The organism is Nostoc sphaeroides (assembly GCF_003443655.1).
Lineage (GTDB): Bacteria > Cyanobacteriota > Cyanobacteriia > Cyanobacteriales > Nostocaceae > Nostoc > Nostoc sphaeroides.
Window position 1 is genome coordinate 3,861,618 of sequence record NZ_CP031941.1, and the last position, 22,641, is coordinate 3,884,258.

21 protein-coding genes and 24 tRNA genes are annotated in these 22,641 nt (G+C 43.1%); 35 read left to right on the forward strand and 10 right to left on the reverse strand.

The window, feature by feature from the left end:
* Nucleotides 1–102: 102 nt before the first annotated feature.
* From D1367_RS17020 to D1367_RS33350, 3 genes are all read right to left on the reverse strand, one after another.
* A complete protein-coding gene (locus D1367_RS17020; protein ID WP_118167480.1) occupies nt 103–753 on the reverse strand; it encodes a class I SAM-dependent methyltransferase in 651 nt (216 codons plus the stop codon).
* Nucleotides 754–855: 102 nt separating this feature from the next.
* Entirely contained in the window at nt 856–2,097 is a 1,242-nt protein-coding gene (locus D1367_RS17025) for an RNA-guided endonuclease InsQ/TnpB family protein (RefSeq protein ID WP_225892211.1), read from the reverse strand.
* A gap of 460 nt (nt 2,098–2,557) precedes the next feature.
* Nucleotides 2,558–2,752 carry a hypothetical protein gene (locus D1367_RS33350; RefSeq protein ID WP_181984865.1) on the reverse strand — a complete coding sequence of 65 codons (195 nt, stop codon included), beginning with the start codon at nt 2,750–2,752 and terminating at the stop codon, nt 2,558–2,560.
* A 69-nt stretch (nt 2,753–2,821) separates the two neighbouring features.
* Here D1367_RS33350 and D1367_RS17035 point away from each other — a divergent pair, with 69 nt between their 5' ends.
* The 4 genes from D1367_RS17035 to petJ all read left to right on the forward strand — a co-directional run bounded on the left by D1367_RS17035 (nt 2,822) and on the right by petJ (nt 5,209).
* Entirely contained in the window at nt 2,822–3,037 is a 216-nt protein-coding gene (locus D1367_RS17035; RefSeq protein ID WP_118167481.1) for a hypothetical protein, read from the forward strand.
* A gap of 132 nt (nt 3,038–3,169) precedes the next feature.
* Nucleotides 3,170–3,661 carry a photosystem II cytochrome c-550 gene (gene psbV, locus D1367_RS17040; protein WP_118167482.1) on the forward strand — a complete coding sequence of 164 codons (492 nt, stop codon included), beginning with the start codon at nt 3,170–3,172 and terminating at the stop codon, nt 3,659–3,661.
* 528 nt (nt 3,662–4,189) lie between these two features.
* Complete coding sequence (gene petE, locus D1367_RS17045; protein ID WP_118167483.1) at nt 4,190–4,609, forward strand: plastocyanin; 420 nt, start codon at nt 4,190–4,192, stop codon at nt 4,607–4,609.
* Between the two features lie 255 nt (nt 4,610–4,864).
* On the forward strand, nt 4,865–5,209 hold the full coding sequence (gene petJ / locus D1367_RS17050) for a cytochrome c6 PetJ (RefSeq protein WP_118167484.1): 345 nt from the start codon (nt 4,865–4,867) through the stop codon (nt 5,207–5,209).
* 281 nt (nt 5,210–5,490) lie between these two features.
* On the opposite strand, the gene D1367_RS17055 is transcribed toward petJ, so the two are convergent.
* Complete coding sequence (locus tag D1367_RS17055) at nt 5,491–7,161, reverse strand: hypothetical protein (protein ID WP_118167485.1); 1,671 nt, start codon at nt 7,159–7,161, stop codon at nt 5,491–5,493.
* A gap of 614 nt (nt 7,162–7,775) precedes the next feature.
* On the opposite strand from D1367_RS17055, the gene D1367_RS17060 reads away from it, so the two are divergent.
* Both D1367_RS17060 and D1367_RS17065 read left to right on the forward strand, forming a co-directional pair.
* The gene (locus D1367_RS17060; protein WP_118167486.1) at nt 7,776–8,471 is read left to right on the forward strand and encodes an esterase/lipase family protein; all 696 of its coding nucleotides are present in this window, start codon (nt 7,776–7,778) and stop codon (nt 8,469–8,471) included.
* A 349-nt stretch (nt 8,472–8,820) separates the two neighbouring features.
* Nucleotides 8,821–9,480 (forward strand): cytochrome b N-terminal domain-containing protein, encoded by a 660-nt coding sequence (locus D1367_RS17065; protein ID WP_118167487.1) that lies wholly within the window; start codon nt 8,821–8,823, stop codon nt 9,478–9,480.
* Nucleotides 9,481–9,542: 62 nt separating this feature from the next.
* Here D1367_RS17065 and D1367_RS17070 read toward each other — a convergent pair whose 3' ends face one another.
* Nucleotides 9,543–11,453, reverse strand: a complete 1,911-nt coding sequence (locus tag D1367_RS17070; protein WP_118167488.1) for a cation:proton antiporter — start codon at nt 11,451–11,453, stop codon at nt 9,543–9,545.
* A 176-nt stretch (nt 11,454–11,629) separates the two neighbouring features.
* Here D1367_RS17070 and D1367_RS17075 point away from each other — a divergent pair, with 176 nt between their 5' ends.
* A complete protein-coding gene (locus D1367_RS17075) occupies nt 11,630–11,890 on the forward strand; it encodes a hypothetical protein (protein WP_147337379.1) in 261 nt (86 codons plus the stop codon).
* 16 nt (nt 11,891–11,906) lie between these two features.
* Nucleotides 11,907–11,979: transfer RNA gene (locus D1367_RS17080), tRNA-Glu, on the forward strand.
* A 103-nt stretch (nt 11,980–12,082) separates the two neighbouring features.
* On the opposite strand, the gene D1367_RS17085 is transcribed toward D1367_RS17080, so the two are convergent.
* The 3 genes from D1367_RS17085 to D1367_RS17095 all read right to left on the reverse strand — a co-directional run bounded on the left by D1367_RS17085 (nt 12,083) and on the right by D1367_RS17095 (nt 15,667).
* Nucleotides 12,083–12,676 (reverse strand): SRPBCC family protein, encoded by a 594-nt coding sequence (locus tag D1367_RS17085; RefSeq protein ID WP_118167490.1) that lies wholly within the window; start codon nt 12,674–12,676, stop codon nt 12,083–12,085.
* Nucleotides 12,677–12,684: 8 nt separating this feature from the next.
* Complete coding sequence (locus D1367_RS17090; RefSeq protein WP_118171550.1) at nt 12,685–14,706, reverse strand: sensor histidine kinase; 2,022 nt, start codon at nt 14,704–14,706, stop codon at nt 12,685–12,687.
* A gap of 625 nt (nt 14,707–15,331) precedes the next feature.
* Complete coding sequence (locus D1367_RS17095; RefSeq protein ID WP_109011785.1) at nt 15,332–15,667, reverse strand: ribbon-helix-helix domain-containing protein; 336 nt, start codon at nt 15,665–15,667, stop codon at nt 15,332–15,334.
* A 71-nt stretch (nt 15,668–15,738) separates the two neighbouring features.
* Between D1367_RS17095 and D1367_RS17100 the strand changes: the two genes are divergently transcribed.
* The 3 genes from D1367_RS17100 (at nt 15,739) to D1367_RS17110 (ending at nt 17,038) form a co-directional block, all read left to right on the forward strand.
* Entirely contained in the window at nt 15,739–15,990 is a 252-nt protein-coding gene (locus tag D1367_RS17100) for a hypothetical protein (RefSeq protein ID WP_118167491.1), read from the forward strand.
* 135 nt (nt 15,991–16,125) lie between these two features.
* A complete protein-coding gene (locus tag D1367_RS17105; RefSeq protein WP_118171552.1) occupies nt 16,126–16,632 on the forward strand; it encodes an HNH endonuclease in 507 nt (168 codons plus the stop codon).
* Between the two features lie 16 nt (nt 16,633–16,648).
* Nucleotides 16,649–17,038 (forward strand): alr0857 family protein, encoded by a 390-nt coding sequence (locus tag D1367_RS17110; RefSeq protein WP_100899949.1) that lies wholly within the window; start codon nt 16,649–16,651, stop codon nt 17,036–17,038.
* Nucleotides 17,039–17,214: 176 nt separating this feature from the next.
* On the opposite strand, the gene D1367_RS17115 is transcribed toward D1367_RS17110, so the two are convergent.
* Nucleotides 17,215–18,051, reverse strand: coding sequence for a polysaccharide deacetylase family protein (locus D1367_RS17115; RefSeq protein WP_118167492.1), 837 nt, complete (start codon nt 18,049–18,051; stop codon nt 17,215–17,217).
* Nucleotides 18,052–18,255: 204 nt separating this feature from the next.
* Between D1367_RS17115 and D1367_RS17120 the strand changes: the two genes are divergently transcribed.
* From D1367_RS17120 to D1367_RS17220, 24 genes are all read left to right on the forward strand, one after another.
* Nucleotides 18,256–18,450 carry a hypothetical protein gene (locus tag D1367_RS17120; protein ID WP_118167493.1) on the forward strand — a complete coding sequence of 65 codons (195 nt, stop codon included), beginning with the start codon at nt 18,256–18,258 and terminating at the stop codon, nt 18,448–18,450.
* A gap of 119 nt (nt 18,451–18,569) precedes the next feature.
* Nucleotides 18,570–18,662, forward strand: a tRNA-Asp gene (locus D1367_RS30930).
* Between the two features lie 4 nt (nt 18,663–18,666).
* Nucleotides 18,667–18,740 (forward strand) — tRNA-Glu (locus D1367_RS17125).
* A gap of 6 nt (nt 18,741–18,746) precedes the next feature.
* Nucleotides 18,747–18,819, forward strand: a tRNA-Cys gene (locus D1367_RS17130).
* 11 nt (nt 18,820–18,830) lie between these two features.
* Nucleotides 18,831–18,906 (forward strand) — tRNA-Met (locus D1367_RS17135).
* Between the two features lie 3 nt (nt 18,907–18,909).
* Nucleotides 18,910–18,981: transfer RNA gene (locus D1367_RS17140), tRNA-Trp, on the forward strand.
* Between the two features lie 70 nt (nt 18,982–19,051).
* Nucleotides 19,052–19,122, forward strand: a tRNA-Glu gene (locus D1367_RS17145).
* Nucleotides 19,123–19,206: 84 nt separating this feature from the next.
* Nucleotides 19,207–19,294 (forward strand) — tRNA-Ser (locus tag D1367_RS17150).
* A 4-nt stretch (nt 19,295–19,298) separates the two neighbouring features.
* Nucleotides 19,299–19,373 (forward strand) — tRNA-Arg (locus tag D1367_RS17155).
* 21 nt (nt 19,374–19,394) lie between these two features.
* Nucleotides 19,395–19,469: transfer RNA gene (locus D1367_RS17160), tRNA-Phe, on the forward strand.
* Between the two features lie 6 nt (nt 19,470–19,475).
* A tRNA-Asn gene (locus D1367_RS17165) sits at nt 19,476–19,550 on the forward strand.
* Nucleotides 19,551–19,700: 150 nt separating this feature from the next.
* Nucleotides 19,701–19,773 (forward strand) — tRNA-Gln (locus D1367_RS17170).
* A gap of 3 nt (nt 19,774–19,776) precedes the next feature.
* Nucleotides 19,777–19,852: transfer RNA gene (locus D1367_RS17175), tRNA-Gln, on the forward strand.
* Between the two features lie 5 nt (nt 19,853–19,857).
* Nucleotides 19,858–19,960: transfer RNA gene (locus D1367_RS30935), tRNA-Leu, on the forward strand.
* A gap of 86 nt (nt 19,961–20,046) precedes the next feature.
* Nucleotides 20,047–20,119 (forward strand) — tRNA-Pro (locus D1367_RS17180).
* Between the two features lie 3 nt (nt 20,120–20,122).
* Nucleotides 20,123–20,195 (forward strand) — tRNA-Leu (locus D1367_RS17185).
* A gap of 96 nt (nt 20,196–20,291) precedes the next feature.
* Nucleotides 20,292–20,364: transfer RNA gene (locus D1367_RS17190), tRNA-Thr, on the forward strand.
* Between the two features lie 4 nt (nt 20,365–20,368).
* Nucleotides 20,369–20,440: transfer RNA gene (locus tag D1367_RS17195), tRNA-Gly, on the forward strand.
* Nucleotides 20,441–20,445: 5 nt separating this feature from the next.
* A tRNA-Val gene (locus D1367_RS17200) sits at nt 20,446–20,521 on the forward strand.
* A gap of 6 nt (nt 20,522–20,527) precedes the next feature.
* Nucleotides 20,528–20,601 (forward strand) — tRNA-Arg (locus D1367_RS17205).
* 103 nt (nt 20,602–20,704) lie between these two features.
* A tRNA-Ala gene (locus D1367_RS17210) sits at nt 20,705–20,778 on the forward strand.
* A 6-nt stretch (nt 20,779–20,784) separates the two neighbouring features.
* A tRNA-His gene (locus D1367_RS17215) sits at nt 20,785–20,858 on the forward strand.
* A gap of 7 nt (nt 20,859–20,865) precedes the next feature.
* Nucleotides 20,866–20,948 (forward strand) — tRNA-Ser (locus D1367_RS30940).
* Nucleotides 20,949–21,105: 157 nt separating this feature from the next.
* A tRNA-Lys gene (locus tag D1367_RS17220) sits at nt 21,106–21,176 on the forward strand.
* Here the strand turns inward: D1367_RS17220 and nagZ are convergent.
* The gene (nagZ, locus tag D1367_RS17225; protein ID WP_118167494.1) at nt 21,177–22,265 is read right to left on the reverse strand and encodes a beta-N-acetylhexosaminidase; all 1,089 of its coding nucleotides are present in this window, start codon (nt 22,263–22,265) and stop codon (nt 21,177–21,179) included.
* Nucleotides 22,266–22,641: the final 376 nt, after the last annotated feature.

The following is a 22,641-nucleotide window of genomic DNA, read 5'->3' on the forward strand; positions in this document are numbered from 1 at the left end:
ATTCCGGTTCGCCCCTTTTTAAGGTGGGTTATGGGGGATCAATAAGTGCCTAAAATTATAGCAAACCACTTTTCAAAAACCTCTTAAAACCCTACCTAACTTTTAGGGTTTGGTAGCTTCTACGTATAGACTTTCAAATCTTCGGGACTCCTGATCTATTAATAGTTCAGGAATATTACTTGTTTCAAAATCAACCCTATGTACATCCTTAAATCCCGATTCTTCAAACACAACTTTCATTGTTTCAAAATCGTAACAATATTGATGTTCAAACCCTTGCCGAAATACCTCATTGACGATCGCCATACGTGTTCTAGGTTTGACCTCAGGTCTTCGCTGCATCATCCACTCGTGATCGTTAAAGTATCGATCTAGGTAAAGCTCTCCATCAGGAACAGACAACCTCAAAATCCCACCGGGCTTGAGTACTCTAAGGCATTCTGATAAAAATATTTTGGTGTGGTCAGGGATTAAATGCTCAAAAAAATGTTCTGTAAAAACCCCTTCAAAACGAGTATCTTTAAAAGGCATCTTTCCGGTTAGATCGAAAACATAATCCACGCTAGTTTGAAGAAAACCATCACAGTTTAGCCAGTCTTCTGTCTGAATGCCTTTTCTTCCACATCCCAAATTGAGAAATCGTGCCTTCGGCTTAATCCTATTTGGATTTCTGGCTAATAGCAGATTTACCACAGTTGTGGTAACGTGATAAAAGTCATTTTTAAGCCAGTATCTCGTGTGAACGTTGATCATGGCAATGCTAATAATTCTATGTGAATATACAGGCTGAATTATGTGACATGACTCCGAACCGAAGGTACGGAGCTTCCAAGAATCACTTCTTAGTTTTCCTAGTTACTCCCTTGCGGGTTTTCGACTTTGACCTAGATTGAGTTTCCCCAATCCAAAGAGCAAACCGTCTGCATAGGCGTTTTGGATTCCGACGTGTCCCGCCGTACTAATTAGCTCTATTCCTCTGTTTCTAATTATTTGACCACTAGCTACATCTCTATCAGTTGTGTAATTGCAGCTAGCACAATGATGTACTCTAACACTCAAGTCTTTTCTAACTTCTGCACCACACTCAGGACACTCCTGCGAAGTCCCCCTTGCGTTAACTTCATCGAAGAATTTACCACGCTTCCAACACACATACTTGGTTATAGCTCGGAACTGTCCGAACCCAGCATCAAGCATCTGTTTACCCAGCATCCCTTTTGCCAGAGTCCGGTAATCCAAGTCTTCCATAAAGACCATATCACCAGCATCACAAAGGGCATGAGCTTGTTTGAAGTGGAAATCTTTACGAGTTTTATCAATTCTGTGGTGAAGTCTAGCAACTTTAATGCGTTGTTTCTCGTAATTTTTAGACCGCTTCTTTTTTCTAGAAAGTCTGCGTTGCAGTAATTTCAGCTTGCTTTGCATCACTTTCAAAAACTTGGGCGACTTCACAAGAACACCATCACTAGTTGCCAAAAACTTATATAGCCCCACATCTACCCCGATGGGATGACCATGCGGCATCGGATTAGGAACATTGACATCACATTGAATATTAATGTCAGCGTACCAAACATCCGCCTTATTAATTATCCGAACTTGCTTAACCACAAATCCATTTGGAATTGGGCGATGCAAGTTAATCGGAATTAACCCAAGTTTAGGGAGTTTGATATTTAACCCAACTACAGGATTTTCTTTAAACTGGGGAAACAATAAAGATTTAAATTGACCAAACTTTTTAAATCTGGGAAATCCATGTCCAATTTTCTGAAAACCGTCCCATGCTCGGTGCAATTGTTTAATGGCTTGCTGTAAAACTTGACTCGGTACTTCACCCAATCGGGGAAATACCTTTTTAGCGTTTGGCAGTGCATTAAGTTGTTTTACTTCACTGGGGAAAGGGCTGTCAGCAGCCATGATGTACTCATGGCTAATCGAGCATCTGTCAACCAGACATTTCCGACTATTGCACCAATCCTTAATTTCTCGCAGACCATAGTTATAGGCGACGCGACAAATGTCCATCCACTCAAAAAGCCACTGCTCTTGAGTGATGTTTGGATAGATTCGGTAGCGGTAATTTATGGTTAACATTCCGCTACTTTAGCATATTTAGTGAGACTTGCATCTCTAGTAAATATAAAGCCGTCCTACAAGGACGGGGTTTTCAACCCATTTCTCCGATAAAAAATTTTGTGCCAACACAAGTACGAGGGATGCTAACCCAACAATTCTAATTTCTGAGTACGGAGTTCCCAGTTCAGAAGCTCAAGTTCCGATTTATAAGCCAATACGGTTCAGTTAAGGCTAAAACTCTTTGCCAAAGTCAATTTTTTTTACGTAGACGCGGAGCGGCTTGCCGCAGGCTACCACAGAGACGCAGAGGGCACCCAGAGAATAAAGAAATGCTTAACTGAACTGTATTGATTTATAAGCACAAAGTACGAGAAATAATCATGCACGACCCATCGCTACAGCCGGGTTAGTACGTGATTAAGCGGAGGTTAAGTAGTGTTTGAAATCAGCAGGCGGCACAGAAATGCCAGGTAGAATATCACAGATAGTTGGTCGGTTTTCGGAACTTTACGCGATTAGCTGAAGATGAACGAGTTTGGATTGCTTTGAGAAACACAGCAGGGGGCATTGGGCATTGGTTATTCCCCTCATCACCCTCATTCCCCCATTCTTCATCCCCTATGCCCCACGCCCCATTCCCAATGCCCCATTCCCCAAACAGTATTTTGGGCAACAAATTGCACTCCTAACGTGATATTGGTATTACAGCGACTCAATCTCTATCTATCAGTTAACAAGCATTATGGGTTTTGCAGACCTATCAATCGCAGAGATAGCAGCCGACTACAGCATTCCTGTAGAAAAAGTGTTTTCTCTGTGCAACCAACTGGGAATTGCTTACAAACACCAAAAGACTCGTTTGGCGTTAGAAGATGCAAAGGCAATTATTTCCCAAATATCGTCTGAAACACGCCTAAAAGGTACTAGCGACTTGATGGGCGATCGCGAGGTCACCTGAAGGGTTATCTTGGGCTTTGGCTAATCACTGATAGCTAATGATAAAAAACAATGAGTCATTAGCAATTAGCAGCTTGGAGATTGAGAATCGCTTTCTTAGCTGTGTCGAGCGTTAAAATTTTTAAGGGGAAACATGTTTAGAAGACTAATTGGCGTTGTTGTGGTTACTGTTTTACTCTCGTTTCAGTTGCTTGTCGGTAGCGCGACAGCAGTGGAACTGGACAAAGCTACCCGAACAGTGCCATTAAATACTCAGGGTGAGACCACCGTACTCAGCCTTAAACAAGTCAAAGAAGGCAAACGTTTATTTAATTACGCTTGCGCCCAATGTCATGCTGGGGGAGTTACCAAAACAAACCAGAATGTGGGACTCACTCCAGACGATCTGGCACTGGCAACACCCAACCGTAACAACATTGAAGGCTTAGTGGATTATTTGAAAAATCCCACTACTTACGACGGGGAAGAAGAGATTTCCGAAATCCACCCCAGTATCAAAAGCGCAGATATTTTCACAGCAATGCGAAATCTGACTGATGAGGACTTGGAGGCGATCGCCGGTCATATTCTCTTACAACCCAAAATCGTTGGCACTAAGTGGGGAGGTGGAAAAATCTATTACTAAATCCTGGAATTAGTACTGAGTCATTGGGGCATTGGGCATTGGGCATTGGGCATGGGAAAGAGGCAGAGGGGCAGGGTGCGGGGGGCAGAGGGGAAAACTTTCTCTATTGCTCCCTTGCTTCTTCCCCTGCTCCCCATGCTCCCTGCCCCATGCTCCCTGCCCCCTGCCCCCTGCCCCCTGCCCCCTGCCCCCTGCTCCCTGCTCCCCCTGCCCCCTGCTCCCTATTCCCCAAAGTTTAGCTGCTTTCGTTCTCACAGCAGCACAAAAGGTTCTTAGTTGGGGCACGGAAAATTTTTGAATCAAGATATTCTTCAAGAAAAAATAAAAATATCTGATTTTACTGTTTACCTTTATTCACAGGCTTTTTGGGCTATGGCAGTCTAATATTTATTACTGATCGCACAAATTTTTGCAATAAATTTTTCCTTATTCTTAAAAAAAAATTGTATCTATGACAGATTGTCATACTTTGGCGTTGATTTTATTTAAAATGAGAAAGGAAAAAAAATTGTTTGTTAGGAGAGAGCCATGAAATTGATTTCGGCAAGCTGGCGACGCCTTAGTTTAGCTGTGTTGACAATCCTTTTAGTTGTTAGCAGCTTTGCTGTTTTTACCCCCAGTGCCTCGGCTGAAACCTACAAGGTGAAATTGGGTAGCGATAAAGGGATGCTGGCATTTGAACCGAAAAAGTTGACAGTTAAACCAGGTGACACAATTGAATGGGTGAACAATAAAGTTCCTCCCCATAATGTTGTGTTTGATTCTGCCAAAAACCCCGCCAAGGATGCCGCTTTAGCAAAATCTCTGTCTCATAAGAATTTGCTGATGAGTGCAGGTCAAAAGGAAACAACCACCTTCCCCGCAGACGCACCTGCTGGTGACTACACCTTCTACTGCGAACCCCACCGTGGTGCTGGCATGGTTGGTACAATCACTGTTCAAGGCTAGAAACATCCTCATTGACACAAGATGATTTTCTGGGCTTCCTTCTCTGAAATTAGCCCATAGCAACACATCACACTCCTAGAGTGACGCACACAATGAATAAATGGCGGTAACGAGTCCTATCCTCCCCTCTCTACGCTAAGTAACCTGTGGTGATAGAGGGGTAAACTCGTTACCGCCAATTTTGATCAAACTTGACTTCATCAGGCATTAATCGCGTTTATACTCTTGCTGGAGGCTTGTTGCGAGGAAATTCTGTTGAAAATACTTTTATTAATCCTACTGTTAGCGATCGCTCTATTCAAATTGACATTCATTAGTCCAGCACTAGCTGCCGAAATATCCAACGGCGCTAAAATTTTCGAGGCTAACTGCGCTTCTTGCCATATAGGTGGCGGTAATATCCTTATTAGCCAGAAAACCTTGAAAAAGGAAGCATTGTCAAAGTACTTAGAAAATTATGATAGCGACTCAATCGAGGCGATTATCCACCAAGTACAAAATGGTAAAAATGCCATGCCTGCCTTTAAAGGTAAATTAAGTTCTGAGGAGATTCTGGAGGTAGCTGCTTACGTTTTTCAGAATGCAGAACAAGGCTGGTAAAGTAGCTATACCCTCTACTTCTTGTGGTGTGTGTGTGTTTTAGCATACCAGTAATTAAAGGCGGGTGAGACACCCACCCCACAATATTGGAGAATTTCATTGTTTGAAATTCCTCAGTGCATTTCTTTATTAGAACCTTCTAACGAAATATGGCTGACGAACTAGCGATTCGCCACTTCGTCAACTCCTAAAAACAATATTTTAAAGATGAATGATAAATTCAGAATCTTTATCATTCATCGCTTTTAGCTTGTTCTTAATCCAAAATAACCATCTGGTGATTATTTTTCTAGATTAGACTTTTCTCTGTTTTCCTTCACTTCGCGCAACCGTTCTACTAATTTTCCATCGGATTCAGCAGAGGCTGTAGGCTGACTCTTATTGATTCTTGGCAGCACTAACGGTTCGGAAGTAGTAGCTGCTGATGAAGGCGTAAGCTGGTTATTTCTGATTTGCAATTCAGGGAATGGTTTAGAAGTAAGTGCTGGTGAAGGCGTAGGTTGATTGCTATTGACTCCCGGTGCAGCTAATGGTTTAAGAGTACCTGTAGGTAAGGACGCAGGCTGGTTTTTTCTGATTTGCAGTTCAGATAATGGTTTGGGAGCAACTGTGGGTGAGAACTCAGGCTGATTGGTATTGACGCCTGGTGCAGCTAATGGTTTAAGAGTACCTGTCGATGAGGAAGCAGGCTGGTTATTTCTGATTCGCAGTTCTGGAAATGGTGAGGGGGTAAGCTGATTTTTATTGACTCCTGGTGCAGATAACTGAGTAGTTCCAGTAGTGTTGTTTTGGAAACTTAGGTTAAATGGATAGGAACTGATCCGTTTATCTCCCTTGGGGGATTGCTTGTTGAAGTATTCCCTTGCTTCTGATTTCAATTCCGGGGAAACTAACTTGTCTTGAAACTTAATATCTAAGACCTTACCATCAGGATCTACCACTAATACACCCAAAACAGCACCTTCAAGATTCGGTTTCTTCGTGGGTAATGTTTGCCGGATGACTGGTTTTTGTTCAGCGTTGGGGTATTGTTGCTGGACTTCTTTTCTCAGGTTTGCGTAAGAGTCTAGCTGTGCTATGGCCAGTTGAGTTCCTTTGGCAGATAAATCGGGTGTCTGTGACGTGGTTCCCCTAATTAGGGTTAAGCTATCCCCAGCCCTTGATGCTTGTTTTAGAGAATTTATCAGCGGGTTTTGAGCAATTCTAGACGCACCATTAACCGATTGCGTCATTTGTGAAGCCGTATTTCCCTGTGCTGTTGCAATGGGGGTAGTGTCAGATAAGTTTGGAGATTGGGCATTTTGCAGAATATCATCAGGTATTTGCTGCGACTGCAATTGTGGCAATCTATTTACAGCCAAAGGCTTTTGCAGAATATTATCAGGTATTTGCTGCGATCGCAATTCTGGTAATCTGTTTGCTAGCGGCACAGATGCTTCGTATTTGGTGTCACTGACATTCACACGAGGAACTGTTCGAGAGAATTTAGGGCTGCTATTAAATTTAGAACTATCAAATTTAGAGGCGTCAAATCCCAAATTACCACTAGGAATCATCCGCAAAGACTGCCTTGTAGGCAAGGAGGAAACCCGATAGTTATTTGATGATGCGGGTAGCGGAGGCAGGATTAGCTGACTCGATGGCGCTGGTGCCACTGGGGGCAATAGAGTTTGAGCGCTAAAGTTGGGAGCAGATAGTGGCGCTATTGGAGGAAGTTGTTGTAAACCAATTTGGGGGGTACTTTGTGGCAAACGGCTTTGATCCGCTTGGCTCAATTCCAAAAGTCCAACGGTTTTTGATGATGCTGTATCTTTGGGTTTGCTAGAATCCATAGGCATCAATGGCACAATCATCGCGATCGCACCGTGGATGCCAAGAGAAGCTATAGCTGCTATCCCAATTGGCTGGCTTAAGAGTTCTGGTATATTTTTAAACAGGGAGACGTAAGACATAGCTGTTATCGTTCACTCTACTCAGTTGAAGTTGACTAGCGCTTTTCTCTTTTTGACTATCTTGCAAAAGATGCGTCCTTATAAGGAAATAATAACTTCCTATCCTGGCAATGAAAACGCCAAAATTGCCACTTATTCAAGTTTTAATTGATCAATGACGCTGTATCATGTGTTCCAATTTGAGCTTGCTAAAGAGATATTTTAAAAATTACTAGTTTTGATTTCTTTTCTTATTGTTATGACGCACACAATTAAAATTAATATCTCGGATATTTATAAAGTTTAAGTGAAACCACAAGTTTGAGTAGATAAGAATATCTCTTGAAGTTGCCTTGTTTTTCTACTGTTTTCCACTCAACTACGCTTCTGTAACAGATAGCACACTTACTTATCCAAGACTAGCCCCTATGTGAAAATACTACCACATCAGCAGTCCCTAAATCTGTTGTAAATTGTACAATTTTATTGAAATTCTAGTGCTAAACCCCATCAAAGTTATTTGGGTTTTTATAAAAGGAGTCAGTCATGCGATCGCAATTCTAACTTTTAACTTTTGACTACTTCTTCGCCAAAAAAGTTCAAACCCTCATCAATCATTGCATCCAAAATTTAAAATGCCCTTACCGACAGTTATTGTACCTGGGTATCTAGAAAGCGCGATCGCTTACCGCCAACTAGAACAATCCCTACAACAGTTAGATTTTCCTACACTTACAGTACCACTGCGACGGCGTGACTGGCTACCCACTATTGGAGGAAGACCTGTAACGCCAATTCTGCAACAACTTGATCTTACAATCAAGCAGACATTAGAGCAATATAATGCTACTCAAATTAACTTGATTGCTCACTCAGCCGGAGGTTGGATATCTCGCATCTACATGGGAGAAAAGCCTTATTTAGGACGCGGTAACGTTAAACTATCTCTCTGGAAAGGGCATCCTCTGATTGCTACTCTCATCACCTTGGGTACACCTCATATTAGTCAAGAACGCTGGACGCGCTCCAATCTAGATTTTGTCACCAATAACTACCCAGGAGCTTTTTACAAAAACGTTAATTACGTTTGTGTGGCTGGCAAAACTATCTTTGGCCAAAGGCGGCGCGGTAGTTGGTTAGCTTACAGTAGTTACCAATTAACCTGTGGTAAGGGCGACACTTGGGGAGATGGAATCACACCCATTGAAGCTGCTCACCTGGAAGGGGCAGAAAATCTGGTGATTGAAGGTGTGAGGCATTCTCCGAGAAGTCCTGGGATTTGGTATGGTTCACCAGAACCCTTAAAAGCTTGGGCGCAATATTTGATTTAACTGATATCTGGCGCTAGTCTCAACAATCCCCTAGTAAGCCGTTACGTAATACAACTTGCATTATCAGGGCGGGCAGGATGCCCACCCCACAATTATCTTAAAAAATATTAGTGCAAATTAAAGGCGCGACAGCTTAATTGATTGCTAGGCTATCGTCTAAAAACGACTAGTAAACAGTTTCAGTCCACTTAAGTGGGCTTGAGCTATTAGCCTCAGACTTAAGTCTGAGGCGGGCTAGTACCGCAATGGGGAAGTCTATATTTTATTTTAGTAATGCAACATTTATTAATATTTCTTAGTTAAAATTATAAAGGAATAAATACCTAGTTAAGAACAGGAGGGGTGAGCTATGCAAAGCACCCAGTTCGATAGGATTTTGCGACGAGTAGCGACGATAATATCGGTCGTGATTCTGACTTTGTGCTTAATTTATATCTCGACCGGAGTAATGCTGTCTTTTTACTATGAACCGACAGCAGGCGGAGCTTATAACTCATTGAAGATGATTAATACACAACTACCATACGGGTGGTTGTTTTGGAGAGCGCATGATATTGCTGGTAACGCAGTAATTGCGATCGCTCTGATTCAAATTGTAGTGATGTTTTTAGGTCGGCAATTTCGCAAGAGTTGGCTGGCTGCTTGGATTAGTGGGATTTTGTTAACCTTAAGTGCGATCGGGCTGAATTGGACAGCGATGATTTTAGATTGGACTCAGGAGGGATACTGGCGTTTTAACATTGAACTAGGAACCATAGAAGCCATTCCTTTTATTGGTGGACAACTCCGCGAGATCCTAACTGGCGGTGGAGCCATTAACACAACTACTATCGAACACCTTTACACAATTCACAGTTATCTGATTTCTGTGACGACGCTAATTCTTGCCATAGTTCATTTATCTGCTTTACTGTGGCAGGAATGGGAAATATATCAAGAAACGCCAAGACCAGAAATTGGTAATTTACAACAACCGCCAGAAGGCGAATTTATTCCTTCCCAAAGCTAATAAAGAGTCAAGAGTTAGGAATTCTTCCTTCCTCTGCCTCCCCTGCTCCCTGCCCCTCTGCCTCATCCCCCAGGAACCTCACTAGCGGACAATTGGACGAGGGATAGGTCTTCAACCTCTGGTAGCTTTTCTAAAGAGAGGGGAGTGGATTGAGTAGCACCAGATAAGCGTTTTAAAAGGCTAGGTCTGGGGTCATGCAACAGGTAAATAATGCGATCGCCAATTTCCCACTCTTGATTAACTGGCATTACCTGTAAACGTTCTTCTCGTTCTACCAATAACGGTATCAACACCCCAGTCCGAATCTTTTCTTGGATGCGATCGCATTGAGTAGAAAACTCCAACTCATCTAACGTAGTTGTCCCTAACTTGACTCGCCCATCATTCAAATATTCATTCCAAGTTTTAATCCCTAAGTCTGGGATAAAAGCTTGCTCAACTTTATTACTAGCCGAAATATTCGCTTGCGGATCGCGGGGGAAAACAGCTAAAACGCGCGGCGGACTAAACTCCTCAGCTGCTCGTTGAGCCAAAACAAAATTTACCTCGCCATTACTAGTCATAGCCAAAAAAGTACCCATAGAGCCAAGTCCCGCCTCTTCCAAAACAGCAGCATCTAGCGCACTGCTGGCAATAACTCGAAGATTTTGCGCCTCAGCTTGAACAAGATATTGGGGGTCAGTATCAATCATGACTACGTTTTCTCCCCGTTCTTGAAAGAAGCGGGCAATCAAAAGACTCAAGGGATTACAACCCACAATCACTGCCCCAGTTACGTCTTTGGAAGTTATTTGCAGCCATTTAGCAACCCAGCCAGCTGTTAGCCCTTGGCAGACAACAGTCATGATAATTGTGAGGAAAACTAAAGCTTTGATGGAATCACCGCCGTTAATGCCGCGCTGTGTCAGCGAAATCGCAAAAAAAGAAGCGACGGAGGCAGCAACAATTCCTCTAGGAGCAACCCAGCTTAAAAATACTTTTTGTCGCCAGTTTAAGTCACTGTTCCAGGTACACAACAGGATATTAATTGGGCGAACGACAAACATTAATACCAAAACGGTGAATAAACTACCCCAACCCAAAGCAAACACACTGGCAATGGATAAATCAGCAGCTAATAAGATGAATAGCACCGAGACGCTGAGGATTGTCAGTTGACCCTTAAAGCTCCTTAATAAGCGTTCTTCTGGGACTGAGGAGTTAGCAAAAACTGCTCCTGCAACTACTGTTGTCATTACTCCCGATTCACTGCGGATCATTTGCGATAAGGTAAACAGGCTCCAAAGTATCGCCAATACCACTAAGTTTTTTAGCTCGAATGACAGAAAACTGGCGCGTTTGAAAATCAAACTCATCAGATAACCGCCAGCACCACCAATTGCCGCACCAACACCCAGGCGCATCAGCAAACCAACGATCGCATTGATGGGGTCAGCATCACCGTTCAAAATCGTATCGAGGACAACGAAGGCGAGGATAGCCCCTACAGGGTCAATTAAAACCCCCTCCCCTTCCAAAAGTGTTGCCACTTGCCGATCTACATTAATTTGTTTCAGCAAAGGGCCAACGACGGTTGGCCCTGTCACCACGATTATGGAAGCATAGAGAAAAGCTATGTTCCAAGGAAATTCGCCCAGCCAGTGGGCTGCCATGCTCCCACCTAGCAATGTGATCAGCGTTCCTTGAGTGACCAGCAATTGCAAGCTGACTGAAACTCTGCCTAACTCTCGTAAATCCAAGTTAAGTCCGCCTTCAAACAAAATTATTGCCGTGGCGAGGGCGACAATAACTTCTAGTCCAGTGCCTAGCGAATGGGGATGCAATAGCCCTATACCATCAGAGCCAAACAGAATGCCCAACAGCAATAATAAGACGATGCTGGGGACACGAAGGTATGCAGCTAGCACTTGGGCGCTAATGCCAGCAAAGACAGCGATCGCCATCTGTACCGTAATTTCAAAAGATGCTTCCATGTTGTAGATTTTGAGCGATTTATTTCAAAATCTCTTGTAAAAAACCGTAGACATTAACTTTGCACGGTACAACATCATACCCTTTGTCCATTGTAGAAGTTAGGGTTTTTTCTATCTGGGCGTCCCTTTAAGGGAACTCCAACAAATAAATTATTCGATGTTGTGGGGTGGGCAACATGAGCGCCCAGTTCACAGCACGGGCGAGACGCCCATCCTACAAGAAATCTTGGGATATTTTATTACTTGGAAGTCCCTTAAATCCCCAGCGCCGAACGCTGATGAACCCTGCGGCTTGTCACAAAAGCATCTACGAAATTCTTTTGCTGTCTCCATATCTTTGTATCCTCTTCAAGCTTTTGCCTCCACCCAGTTTAGCCGCCACAAACTTTTTTTGGCAAAAGCTGTTGACAAAGGCCAGGAAATTGGTTAACTTATAAAAGGTCTGAGTCCGATGCCCCCATCGTCTAGAGGCCTAGGACACCTCCCTTTCACGGAGGTAACGGGGATTCGAATTCCCCTGGGGGTACTTAAAAACTATAAAAAAGCAAAAGTATTTTTTGCTAGAAATCTACGAAATTAAACTATCATTCAGGAACAAACCTGAATGATAGTTTAACTATACATAAGGTTCAATGCTTGGCTAACTCTTCTACACGTTGATGAATAGCCAGAAGATTTGACCGCAAATCTTTACTCAAGCGGTTTTCAATGATTCCCACTGGCATGGTGAGTTTAGGCCAAACTTGAATTGTGTAGCAAAGATTTGTTCCGACATACTCACCGAAAGAATAAGGCTCTAAGCACCAGCTACCAGAAAAACCTTTAAAATCTCCCTCCACCATGCGGAAGTTAATTTCTTTGGGGAAGTATTCTTCCAAATCCAAAACTACCCGCGCACTAAAGTTGAAATTCAGTAAGCGCTGTGAGCCTACTTGCTCCAGTCTAATTCCACCATTGGGATGCTCGATTAGACGACTTTTGGCGAGGTTGGGGAGAAAGTCAGGTAAGGCTTCATAATCTGTCAGAACCTTCCAGATTTGTTCCACTGGTTGGGGAATTTGGACTTTGGCGGTGATTTGTCGCTGTCGCTCTGCTATTTTCTCAATTTTAACTTCTACCTTAGCTGCCACGACTGCATCAACAGTCAAATCCCCTTCGAGGTAGATATCATCATTAGGAGACTGGGAATCAAGGTTCTCTGTTGCGTTCTGTTGTTTAGTCACTTTCAGAATTATGGTTTGCTTTCGTCAGAAAATTGGGGCAGAGTCAGGGTGAAGCAAATTTCGCTCTGTTCAGAATCCGAAATTGGCAGACTTTCAACTGCGATCGCTCCATTCAGATGCTGCACTAAAGACTTGACTAAAGCAAGTCCCAAGCCAGTCCCCGGAGTCCAGCGCCCTTTTCCGCGACGGAACTTGTCAAAGATGTAGGTCGCTTCTTCTTGAGAGATGGCACGTCCTGTATTCGTCACCTTTATGATAACTTGATCAATTTGTTGATCAACTTGGTGAGAGGCTTCAAGGCGCACCATTGTATCATGCTGTGAGTATTTACAGGCATTTGTTAACAATTCTTGCAGGATGCGGTCAAAACTCTCCAGTTCCGTTTGCAGTTTTAGCGATTTCTCTGGTAAATCTACAGAAATATTTAATCCTTTCTCTGCGAGTTTTTTCTCGAAAGATGCTGTTATATTCTGGATTTTAGTATTTAAATCTATAGATTCTAATTGCGGGGCTTCATGAGGCGATTCTAGTTTCTGGAGTGTCAACAAGTCATTAATCAAGTTGATTTCCTTTGTACATTCCTGCTCTAAGATATCCATATATCGAGCCTGACGCTCTGGCGCGATTCCTGGCAAACGTAAGTTCCGAATTGACATCAGCATGTTTGTCAAAGGATAGCGCAAGCGATCGCTCATGTTGCTCAAAAATTCATCTTTGAGTTCATTGAGTTTCCGCAGTTGCTCAACATACTGCCGGGTTCTTTCATGCAACTTTGCCTGGAGTTCTAGACTACTCTGTAGTTTCGCCGTCCGCTCATCTACCAAAGTTTGCACTTGGCGCAATGTCTGTGACTGAATAATGGCGTTACTTACTTGAGCACAAACCAGTTCCACAAGATTTAATTCTGCTGCTTGCCAACTGCGAGTGACAGCTTGCTGTAGCACCAAGAATCCTAAGATTTTACCTTGACTCTCTAATGGCACTAATAAGACCGCAGGCAATTGCTCTGTTGCAAATAATGCAGCAGCTGACGAAGTATCATTTTGCTCAGTGTAATTCTCAAAGATTACTGGTTTGGCAGAATCTATGAAGGCACGCTGGCATAAACCACACTCCGAAAGCAAGAAAAACTGATCTTCTAAGGTATCTGGTTTAGTAGTGCGAGAAATTTGTATTTCCTTAGCCCATTCACCAACCACTCTAGCTTTCGCTTTCGGAATTTGTTTTTTAGCTTGAGTCCTAAATAATGGGTCTGTATATTTTAGTAATATGAGCAAACCCCGATCTGCCTGTAGAGATTCCGCAGTAGAGGCGATAACTAACTGGAGCATTTGATTAAGCTCCAAGTTGCTACGGCTCAGTAGTGTTAGTTGCTTGATCAAGCTTTGATACTGCTTGGTCTTTTGCAGAGACTGTTGTTGATGAGCAATTAGCTGGGCTTGTGCTACGCGAGAAAAAGCGATCGCGCAAGCCGATTCTACCTGTTTTAGCAGTTGTTTTTCTGATTCACTCCAATCATAGGGTTGGAATTTTATCAGACTAATCACGCCATTATTATTGCCACCAAACCGAGTGGGAATTGCCAAAACAGCTTTTATCGGTAGTGGCAAATATTTACACCCAATTACCAGACTGTTCTGAATGATAGAAATATCTTCAATAGTCAATGGTTCAGCAGCACATTGCAGCACTGGCGAGTGCATAAGCAACTGTTCCATCGAAAACATTTCTTCTTGGTGTGGTAACCCTAAATACTCATCAGCACACCAATTAGTAGTAGTTGCTTCGTCGGATGTCTCACCCGTTACTGAAACCAAGCAGCAACAATCTACTTGAAAGACAACTCCTAGCAATTGGGCAATATCTTGCAGCATCAAGGCCGTAGCGGAGCTATTGGCAATGATTTGGTTAATCTTTTGTACCAACTTGCGGGCAGGTTCTTCCTGATGCTGCATCGATTTGACTTGGTAAGGTTGTAGTCGATCTATGTCATCTACATAATGTGGCGGCGACGATAAAGGCTTTTTCATTTTTGGCACGCCCTCAGATAATAACTCCATTGTTTTTGCACCCAACCTCTTGGCATATTTTTCACCGTTAGTTGTGTTGCTCCAGCTTTATAATTGACAATTCTTGTATGAATACTTTCTCTCACCTGTTATAGCCCTTTTCTATGGGAGATGGCCAAGTTCCCTTTATATTAAGCAAATTGCTACATAGGTACTGAGATACTTAGGATATTCTAAAATGTCCCAGCCTGATTATTTTTGGCTGCTTTATCTTCTTTATATTGAGATAATTAACTAACTTTGACTTATAATATCCTGTCTATAAGTATACATAAACCGTAATTTCTCTGGAATTTCAGGGAAAATCCCCCAGCTATAACCGTAAAAATACTGGATCTTTTTTAAAGATTTTGTAAAATTTTGTTTTCATATTAATTTTAACATTCTTAACAATAAGTTTTATTTCTTAGATAAAATAAAGCTAAATACTGAATGCAGCCCAATTATTTAGCAAAAATAACTGAGCTGCATTGCCTGAATAAGCTGTCGCGCATTTAATTTGCACAACTAGGGCGGGCAAGATGCCCACCCCAGAAGAGATTCATTTTTTTGAGGATGCAAATTAAAAGATTTTTAGCTTATAAGACTATCCAGCCAAACTCTCGACACTCAGAGGAACCATATCGCCATTCCTCGTCAGACCTAACAACATCGGTTCTTGGGGTTGAATTAGTTGACCTGTGAGTACACAGCGTTCTTCTTGCTGGGCTGTGGCAGCGATGCTAGCTCGAATGTCCGTTCGGGAAAATCGAGGCTTCCATTCACCTGATTTTTGCTGGACATAATTCCAAAGAATATCTCGGATTAAAGCTTGGTATCCCTGATTGCCAGCTATTTCTTTGAGCTTATCTTTCAGTTCCCGCTCTAGGCGGATGCTGGTAACTTCCATATCGGTGGTTGGGGTGCGAGCGATCGTATGCATCACTATTTCTCCTTAAAGGTATAGACAAGATAGTAATACAAGTGTAGTATGTTTAAAGCGATATTCAATAGGTGAAATTTTCTGTGAAATCCATTTACCCCATCTCTACTTCAATTTTGTGTGCCACCAATTGCCGAACCGGTTGGGAATCGGCTGCGATGGAAGTGGAGTATTTATTTATGGGCGATGGTAGCCGAAATTATGGGCAAATCACAGAAGGTAATTATGACTTTAGACATCTCAGCATTAGTGCGCTGATTGCAAAACCAGAACTAGATCAACAAAGCGGGGGGTACAGACAAAGGAATACTGTACCGATATGAGACCAGAAAATTTTCCGGTCAATTCTAACCCCCGCTTCACCGAAAACTTGAAGCGGGGGTTTTTTTATAAGGAGTTAAGCTGTGACGATATCTTCTCTGCGAGACGCTACACGAACAATGCGCGGCGCGAACGCAATGCAAGTGTTAGAGCAATCTGTGGTGGTGTTTTCTCAAAATTACTTGCCACTGTGTCGGATCAATATCAAGCGGGCGATTGTGCTGTTATTAACAGACAAAGCTCAACCGCTAGGTTTTACCACAGAACAAGGATGGCGAGTTCACTCACCCAATTTGGTAATTGATGTGCCAAAACACATTCGCTTAACAGTTACTTCTAATGAGCGGATGTGGAAAATTCCGCCAGTGAATCGGCGGGAAGTGTTGCGACGAGATAATCACACTTGTCAATACTGCGGTAGCGGCAAACATCTAACGCTAGATCATGTGATGCCGCGATCAAGAGGCGGTTCTCACACTTGGGATAACGTAGTCACAGCTTGTGAGAAATGTAACTCCCGTAAAGGCGATCGCATCCTGTTTGAAGCTGGTATGCAACTGCGTACCAAGCCAAAAGCACCAATCCACCCCGCGATTTCTTTCGCCGAACAGTTTTGGATCGATATGCAAGGAAGCCTGGAATAACAGGAGAGCATAAGGAATGCTGAAATTAACTTACACTGAAAGCAGTTTTTATTTGGAATGTCTCACTCTGTCGCTAGAAGAATGGGTAGCGCAGCGAGTGATTTTAGCCTTGCGAGTTGGGCAAAGTTTATGCATTGAACCCAGTACCGCTTCCTTTTTGCTTCCTGTTGATTTGCCAGGAGTAGAAGTGCTTAAGGCTGAGGTAAAAAGGGATGACGGAGAAATTATTGCCCTCTCTGCCTGCGATGCCGAATATATGGAAGTCACCCTGCGGGGTTCTTGGCTATTAGATAGTTCTAAGGATGCGGTAGGTGTGTTTTTCACCACCATGAGCGATCGCGCTGAGTTCTTTTTGCACAAACTCTGGCAAGAGTCTCAAGCTTGTGCTTCTGTCATGAGCGAATAAACGAAATAGTAGGGTAACTCAATTTTGGATTTTGGATTTTAGATTTGTTCTCGCGTTGAAATTTGGGGGTAACTCTTGGAGACACTGCCAGAATAGACCTTTTTGGATTTTGGGCTATTTAATCCAAAATCCAAAATTTAAAATCTAAAATTCGGGGAGAAATAATTACTCCCCATTTATTGCGCCATTTTTAACAATTCGGGAATTGTCACAAATCGGTAGCCTTGCTGTTTGAGTCCACTGATGATTTGTGGCAATGCTTGTACAGTTCTTTGGCGATCGCCACCACCGTCATGCATCAAAACAATAGAACCTGGTTTCGCGCCTTTCAATACATTATTGACAAATGCTTGCGGTTTGGCATGAGGATCAGTATCGGCTGAAGTTAGCGACCACATAATTACAGCGTCTTTCTGGCTTTTGGCGTAAGCGGCTAGTCCGTTATTTAAAAAGCCTCCAGGAGGACGAAACAGAGCAGTTTTCACTCCTGTAGTTTTGTATATCAAATCGGCTGTGCGATCGATTTCATTCTTCGCTGTGGCTTCATCCATTCGCCGATACCAATGATGCCAAGTATGGTTGCCAATGGCGTGTCCCTCGGCTACTTCACGCTTGGCTAGGTCGGGATTTGCTTGCAAAGCTTGTCCTACCCAAAAAAATGTTGCTTTAACATCATTTTGCTTCAGGATATCCAGCATTTCTAGGGTTGTCTTCGGCCACGGCCCATCATCAATGCTTAGAGCAATAACCTTTTCGTTATTCCTGGGTTGGGCTTTATAAACTGTTTTTCCCTGAAATTTAGCTGGGACTGTAAAGGTAGGGTTTTCTACTTTGGCTGGCGGTAGTTGGACATTAATTTGGCTCTTGGCTGGATGATCTGGAACTTGTGCAATATTGATTTTGCTTAAAGGCTTGTTCAACCCCAATTGTGGGGTGATACTACAAGCTGTAATCGTAGAGGCGATCGCGACAAAACTAATTATCTGTTGTCGCTTGAGGGAGTTATTTGTCACGTCAGGCTTTTCAGGCTTTTAAAGATTCACCCAATCATAAACTGTAGTTTGACTTTTCAGAGGGTTTAGCAAGCTCAAATATAAATGCAGAAGCTTTTCTAGACAATTCCAAAAAATTTTTCTGAAACCCCTTGACACCTCTTGTAGTATTTTGTAGTATAAATGTAGTGAAGCGAAAGACAAAGCTTCTCAAGGGTCAAAGTCATGTTCTACATCCAACTAAAAGACAGGCGTTGGAATCAACCAAAGTCCCCAGTCAACAAAGCTGTTTCTACTCGCAAACCATCGGAAGTAGAAGTAATCAACCAAAAAAGTTTTGAGTTTGCACTCAGCAAAACTAGAGAATACATCCGTAATACACAACAGGCTTGCTACCTAGAGTTTCGGTTGTTTTCCTAACAGTTTTTAACAGTTAAAAGTAATTTTTCTGAACCTTGAAAACTAAATAAGAAATGGGCAAGTTCACCAAACAAATTTGTGCTTAAAAACCTAACAATTTAGGCACAGATTCAATAAATCGGGGTGTAGCTCAACTGGCTAGAGCGTTCCGTTGTCTGCGGAAATGTTGCGGGTAACCTGTGGGAAGCAAGCTATAAGTCCTGTCACCCTGGTTGCAGTCCTGTAGGCGAATAGTTTAAGCCGTCAGCCTCTCAAGCTGAAGATTGCGAGTGCGAATCTCGTCGGGACTCTCAAATGGCTGAGTAGCCAAGTGGTCGAAGGCGTCGGTCTGCAAAACCGATATCGTGAGTTCAAATCTCACCTCAGCCTCTGGTGCTTTCCGCAGTGTAGCTTAACCAGCAAAGCCCCAGGTTCATACCCTGGTATATGCGGGTGCAAATCCCGCCACTGCCACCAAATGCAGGGATGGTGTAACGGTAACACCTCGTGACTCCAAATCCGATGTTCTAGGTTCAAATCCTAGTCCCTGTGTCAGACAATTTTAGATTAAATAATTTAATCCAAAATCTAAAATTTAAAATCTAAAATTCAGTCAATTATGCCCTCGTGGACGAATGGTTAAGTCAGTGTTCTTTCAAAGCACAGATGCGAGTTCAATTCTCGTCGAGGGAATAATTATGGGTCGGTGGCCGAGTCTGGCTGAAGGCGACAGTCTGTAAAACTGTTCTTTTTTGCACGCAGGTTCAGACCCACTATGGAGAGGTGGCTGAGTGGCCTAAAGCGTCCTCCTGCTAAGAGGAAACGGGTAGTTTACCCGTCACAGGTTCAAATCCTGTTCTCTCCGCTTTGAGAGTGTGGTGTAACTGGATAACATCTCAGTCTACGAAACTGAAGACGTGAGGGTTCAAATCCCTCCGCTCTCGTTACATAATCTCTTCTTTTATCCCCCGGTAGCTCAGTTGGTAGTTAGCGCCTGTCTGAAGAACAGGAGGTCGTCGGTTCGATTCCGACCTGGGGGGCTTCGTTGCCTCATAGCTCAATGGTAGAGCAAGCGGCTGTTAACCGCGCGGTTGTAGGTTCGAGTCCTACTGAGGCAGCCAATCATAATTCGTAATTATTAATTCGTAATTTGTAATTAAACAAGGGTTTATACCCACGTTTTTATAAATGGCTTGTATGTTAGTCGGGGTTAAAATCACTCTCAAAAAACATAATTACGAATTACGAACTACGAATTACGAATTGTTTAATGCCGGGTGGACGAATTGGTAAGTCGCATCGCTCTGAACGATGAGGTTGCAGGTTCAAACCCTGCCCTGGCAATAAAGCCCTATGGTGTAATTGGCAACATAGCGCCCTTTGAAGGCGAAGATTCCAGGTTCGAGTCCTGGCGGGGCTGCCAAACCTGCTCTTGTAGCCCAACTGGAAGAGGCTGCCGTCTCAAAAACGGTATGTTGTGGGTACCCTGCGGGAAGCCGCTCTGCGTCTACAATTCCCACCAAGAGTACCAAAACTTGCTCCTGTAGCCCAATTGGAAAAGATGGCAGACTTAAAATCTGTTTGTTTGTGGGTTCAACTCCCACTCTTGTGTACCAACGGGATGTAATTCAGTGGCCAGAAGCCATGCTTTGGGAGCATGGAGTCGCAGGTTCAAATCCTGCCATCCCGATATGCCCTTGTAGCCCAACGGAAGAGGCGCTTCGCTTAGAACGAAGAGGTTGCTGGTTCAAATCCAGTCAGGGGTATTGGTGAATATGCGGGGATAGAGCAACGGTGGCTCGTGGGGCTGCATAACCTGAATATCGGCAGGTTCGACTCCTGCCCCGGTCACCAAAATTAGTGCTGGTGTAGCTCAATTGGCAGAGCAACTGACTTGTAATCAGTAGGTTGCAGGTTCAATTCCTGTTACCAGCTTGATGCGGGTGTGATGTAATCGGTAGCATCTGAGTACGCCATACTCAGTGCGTGGGTTCAAGTCCCTCCACTCGCTTGCGTAGTCCTGTAGCTCAATTGGTAGAGTGTCTTCCTTACAAGAAGAATGTTGCGGGTTCAATTCCTGCCAGGACTACCAAATATTGGGAGTGTAGCTCAATGGAATAGAGCTTCGAGCTTCTACCTCGAAAGTTGTAGGTTCAAGTCCTACCACTCCCGCCTAAACAAGTCAAAAGTCAAAAGTCAAAAAAAAGAATTTAATTATTTTTTTTTCTTTAGTACTCTTTAGTATTTTTTATTCTGCTCTTTTCACTTGTTTGATGGGGTCATAGCTCAAATGGCTAGAGCGCCTGCCTTGCAAGCAGGAGGTTATGGGTTCAATTCCCATTGATTCCACTGATGGTGTCTGAGGCCAAAGTGGTCGAGGCGCTGGTTTGTGGAACCAGTCATAGCGGGTTCAAGTCCCGTCAGATACCCTTGAATGGAAGATGCTGCTGAATGGACGGCAACTGGTCTTGAAAACCAGGGTATGGGCAACTGTAGGGGTTCAATTCCTCCATCTTCCTCTTTTCCACCTGAAGCCGAAAAGCAAGGCGCTGTGCTGATAACACAGAAATAGGAGGGGCAGTACCTCCCTGGTGGATTCATCTCTAGTGTTGGTGTTACAAGACTTGCAATGTAAGTATACGATCGCATTTGCCCATTTCTTATTTAAATTAACTAGGGTGGTTGGCATAACGGCTGTGCAGCAGGCTTTTAACCCGCAGAAATAGGTTCGACCCCTATACCACCCATTATGAATAGGAACTAGCGATCGCTAGTTGAGCATGTTGCAATAATATATCTTTATCCAGAGCATGTACGGGATATTGCGGTGTTAATGCCAGCAGTTTATCGATTCTTTCTTTGGCTGCTTCCACTACTGATTCATCTAAGCTGCCCTTACTGAGGGAATCAACGAAATCTTCAGCAATCTGATAAGTTCTTTCAATAGATGATGAGTTGATATTGCGTGAGACAATAAACAGGTCGCAGCCTGCATGAAACGACCGCGCCACAGTACCAGCTTTAATAAACATATCTGAGATCGCTTTCATATCTAAGTCGTCAGATACAACCACTCCCCGAAAGCCAAGTTCCTCTCTAAGTATGGTTTTGAGAATAGCCTGGGAAAGCGTTGCTGGTACATCAGCATCTATCTTAGGAAATAAAATATGGGCAGTCATGATTAAAGGAATCTGTACTTCGATTAAAGCTTTGAAAGGTATGAGTTCTCGAAGTCGCAGGTCTTCTAAAGTTAAATTCAGTATTGGTAGCTCAAGGTGAGAGTCTTTGCTGGTGTCTCCATGTCCGGGGAAGTGTTTGGCGCATCCCAAAATTCCTGACTCTTGAAGTCCAAGGTAGTACTCACGAGCATCTTTTGCAGCAATTTCGGGAGTGTTACCAAAGGCGCGAGATCCAATGACGGGGTTGTGGGGATAGGAAAAAATATCTGCTACAGGTGCCCAAGATAAATTTATTCCTAGTGATTTGAGTTCTACTGCTGTGGCTTTTGCTACTTCGCGGGCGTGCGATCGCAGCAACAACGCATGAGGAAACCGCGTAATCGGCAGTGGTGTACGAATCACACGACCTCCTTCATGATCCAAAGTCATAAACATCGAATCACGTTCAGTATATTCTCGTATCTGATTGTTTAAATCTTTGAAGCTTTCTAGCCAAACTTGATATGGTGTGCTATCCAAAAAGTTTTTAGCGAAAAAGATTACCCCAATCGGCTTTAATTCACTGAGTGCGCGTTTATCATCATCGCTTAATGTCGTGCCAGAAATACCTAGAATCAGGTGATGTCCAAAGCACTTTAGCTCCTGCGATATTGGCATAATCCTTTACCTATACTTGTGTAGCAAATAACTGGGATGTTCAACCTATGAAGACATAAACCCTGATTCTACACTTTTATGGGGAGTGGGAACTTTTAAGAGGCAGAAGGTAAAGAATTTTCTGTTTGCTTTCCTACTTGTTGAACAATACTTTATGTTCAATACCCTTGAACCTCTCAGTAACTCTTTAAAAAAGACTGACTTATAAAAAGAAACAGTAAATATCTTCTCGGCAAATATTATTCATTATTTCACAATTTAGAGCTAAATTACATGATATTACTTACGTAAGTATAGATTAGTTTTTCCGCAAAATGATTTTTGCGGTGTTCCTTTGGAGTCGCTCTGTGAACGCATCCTACCATCTAAATCTCAG

Coding starts and splice junctions, on each gene's coding strand:
- D1367_RS17020 (WP_118167480.1), bottom strand. CDS start 753: ATGATCAACGTTCACACGAGATACTGGCTTAAAAATGACTTTTATCAC.
- D1367_RS17025 (WP_225892211.1), bottom strand. CDS start 2,097: ATGTTAACCATAAATTACCGCTACCGAATCTATCCAAACATCACTCAA.
- D1367_RS17035 (WP_118167481.1), top strand. CDS start 2,822: ATGGGTTTTGCAGACCTATCAATCGCAGAGATAGCAGCCGACTACAGC.
- psbV (WP_118167482.1), top strand. CDS start 3,170: ATGTTTAGAAGACTAATTGGCGTTGTTGTGGTTACTGTTTTACTCTCG.
- petE (WP_118167483.1), top strand. CDS start 4,190: ATGAAATTGATTTCGGCAAGCTGGCGACGCCTTAGTTTAGCTGTGTTG.
- D1367_RS17055 (WP_118167485.1), bottom strand. CDS start 7,161: ATGTCTTACGTCTCCCTGTTTAAAAATATACCAGAACTCTTAAGCCAG.
- D1367_RS17060 (WP_118167486.1), top strand. CDS start 7,776: ATGCCCTTACCGACAGTTATTGTACCTGGGTATCTAGAAAGCGCGATC.
- D1367_RS17065 (WP_118167487.1), top strand. CDS start 8,821: ATGCAAAGCACCCAGTTCGATAGGATTTTGCGACGAGTAGCGACGATA.
- D1367_RS17070 (WP_118167488.1), bottom strand. CDS start 11,453: ATGGAAGCATCTTTTGAAATTACGGTACAGATGGCGATCGCTGTCTTT.
- D1367_RS17075 (WP_147337379.1), top strand. CDS start 11,630: ATGAGCGCCCAGTTCACAGCACGGGCGAGACGCCCATCCTACAAGAAA.
- D1367_RS17090 (WP_118171550.1), bottom strand. CDS start 14,706: ATGAAAAAGCCTTTATCGTCGCCGCCACATTATGTAGATGACATAGAT.
- D1367_RS17095 (WP_109011785.1), bottom strand. CDS start 15,667: ATGCATACGATCGCTCGCACCCCAACCACCGATATGGAAGTTACCAGC.
- D1367_RS17105 (WP_118171552.1), top strand. CDS start 16,126: ATGCAAGTGTTAGAGCAATCTGTGGTGGTGTTTTCTCAAAATTACTTG.
- D1367_RS17110 (WP_100899949.1), top strand. CDS start 16,649: ATGCTGAAATTAACTTACACTGAAAGCAGTTTTTATTTGGAATGTCTC.
- D1367_RS17120 (WP_118167493.1), top strand. CDS start 18,256: ATGTTCTACATCCAACTAAAAGACAGGCGTTGGAATCAACCAAAGTCC.
- nagZ (WP_118167494.1), bottom strand. CDS start 22,265: ATGCCAATATCGCAGGAGCTAAAGTGCTTTGGACATCACCTGATTCTA.